The sequence below is a fragment of the Methylobacterium sp. E-046 genome (genome assembly GCF_022829625.1).
Classification (GTDB): Bacteria; Pseudomonadota; Alphaproteobacteria; order Rhizobiales; family Beijerinckiaceae; genus Methylobacterium; species Methylobacterium longum.
This window is the reverse complement of record NZ_JAKSYP010000177.1, coordinates 1-1,972: the sequence shown is the minus strand read 5'-3', so window position 1 is coordinate 1,972 and position 1,972 is coordinate 1. Positions and strand designations below refer to the sequence as shown.

The following is a 1,972-nucleotide window of genomic DNA, read 5'->3' as shown; positions in this document are numbered from 1 at the left end:
CCCGGCGGCCCGACGAACAGCACGTGGTCGAGCGCCTGCCCGGTCCGGCGCGCCGCCTCGATGAACACCTGCATGTTCGCCCGCGCCGCACGCTGCCCGATAAACTCGGACAGGCTCAGCGGACGGATCGTCTGGTCGGCGCCGTCCCGGCCCGCACCCGGCTCCGGCGGGACGGCCGGCGGCCGGGCTGTCTTCATCGGCGCCATCGGTCAGGCCGCCACCTTCACCCGGTCCCGCGCCGGCTCGAAGGGCTGCACGAGCACGCGCCGCCCGGTCAGGTCGTGCACGGTCACACGCCATTCGGCCCAGTCGGTTCGGTTCGCCAGCGACTGCCGCACGTCGGCCGCCACCTGCCGCGCCCGCTCGACCAAGCGCGACGACGCCCGGACCTCCCGGCCGCGCGCGTCGAACACGCATTCAAGGCCGTTGGTGCAGTGAAAACGGTAGCGTGCCATCCCTCACTCCTCCTCGCGCCGAGCGGCGCCCGTCATCATGTGTTCACTATATGTTCCTATTGGCGGGAGATCCAGCCCGGGCGAAGCGCCGCAGGCCGGTTTGCCCGTGGCGCGCCGATCCGCGAGGGGGTTTCCGCGGTTGGGTCGACATGTTCGCCGGCGGGGATCGGACGAAGGGGCTTGGACAGACATGGGATGCATCGGGACACCACGGCGGGCCATGGTTCTTCTGGCTGTCGGTGCGGCCGTCGCCGCGTCGTCGGCCTGGGCCGACACGGCGGGCGTTGTCGAAACCCGGCTCCACACGCCGCCGGATTCGCACGAGCCGCAGCGTGCCCGGGTCGAACTGCACAATCCGGGCCCGGAGGCGCGGGCGCCGGCCACGCTCCTCTGCACGTTCACGGCTGCCGGCGGGTCGGTTCTCGACACGACCACCACGACGGTGCCGAGCATCGCCGCCGACGCGACCGTGCAGGCGGAGGCGATCTATTACGGCTGGCCCCGGGCCGGCGGCGCGGCGTGCCGCCTCGCTGAGCCGCGCTAGACGTTCGGTCACGGTCGCCGGCGGAGCCGATTCAACCGGGAGCCGCTGCGCCCGGCGGACCTTGCCTGGATGCGCAGCCCATAGGCCACGGATCTGATCACACGGCGGAGGAGGTCGCCCGCGCCCGCGGGTCGACGTCTCAGGCCGTTCGACGCCGGCGACCGCGGTCGCGTGATGGCTGGCGGCGAACAGGCAGAGCCGCCCCCGGCCGTCTGGATGGGAGAACATCTCTATTTCATATGGGAGATTCTCGTCCCAGGCCGTCTTCGTGGCCGCCGATCGCCCCGGATCGGCGCCCCGCGCGGTGACAGCCCGGGGAGTTCATCCCGAGACGGGCGCCCGCGACGATCAGGGCGGCCGGCCTTCGAATCAGGGCCCGATCAGGAGCGCGGCCAAGCGTGTGGCCAAGCATGCGGCCGAGCGTCCAGCCAAGCATGCGGCCGAGCGTGCGGCACGGCGCCGTCCGCGCCGCAGCGGTGTGACCGGACGGGATCATCCGATCACGCGCGCTGCCGGGATCCGAAGGCGGCTCACCGCCCCTGTCGGACCACGGGCGCAGAGCGTCAGTGCAAGAGCGTCAATGCAGTGCCGGGCATTTGTCCGGCCCGAGGGCGGCGAGCCTGACCCTCAGCCCGGACGGCCGCGCCCGAACGCCCCGGACATCCGGGACGGGGACACGTCCGCTCGTCGGAGCCCCGGACGCGATCGCGCCGTCATCCCCACGATGAAGCGCCGCAAGACCGAAGGTGATGCGACGTTCGTCTTCGGGAATCACGTCTCCGTTGGAACGTGACTCCCCCCTTGAAGCGACTCCGGTCCGGAGCCGTCGGAGTCAGTATTTCCGGATGAGTGGGGCTTGTTCGGGGGGCGCGGCGGGTGCTGCGAAGAGGTAGCGGAATCCGACCGAGACGATGTCGGCGCTGGAGTCGACGGTGCCGGCGAAGGCGATGTTGCCGATGTTGTAGTCGCGGCC

General features: G+C 71.5%; 2 protein-coding genes and 2 pseudogenes. 1 reads left to right on the top strand and 3 read right to left on the bottom strand.

Going from position 1 to position 1,972, the window contains the following annotated elements:
* Both MKK82_RS17795 and MKK82_RS17790 read right to left on the bottom strand, forming a co-directional pair.
* Nucleotides 1-197: pseudogene (locus tag MKK82_RS17795) on the bottom strand (Holliday junction branch migration DNA helicase RuvB); the annotation flags it as partial.
* A 12-nt stretch (nucleotides 198-209) separates the two neighbouring features.
* Nucleotides 210-455, bottom strand: a complete 246-nt coding sequence (locus MKK82_RS17790) for a DUF6894 family protein (protein WP_238294292.1) — start codon at nucleotides 453-455, stop codon at nucleotides 210-212.
* Nucleotides 456-675: 220 nt separating this feature from the next.
* Between MKK82_RS17790 and MKK82_RS17785 the strand changes: the two genes are divergently transcribed.
* Nucleotides 676-999 (top strand): hypothetical protein, encoded by a 324-nt coding sequence (locus MKK82_RS17785; protein ID WP_238294290.1) that lies wholly within the window; start codon nucleotides 676-678, stop codon nucleotides 997-999.
* 832 nt (nucleotides 1,000-1,831) lie between these two features.
* Here the strand turns inward: MKK82_RS17785 and MKK82_RS17780 are convergent.
* Nucleotides 1,832-1,972 (bottom strand): annotated as a pseudogene (locus MKK82_RS17780) (transporter); the annotation flags it as partial.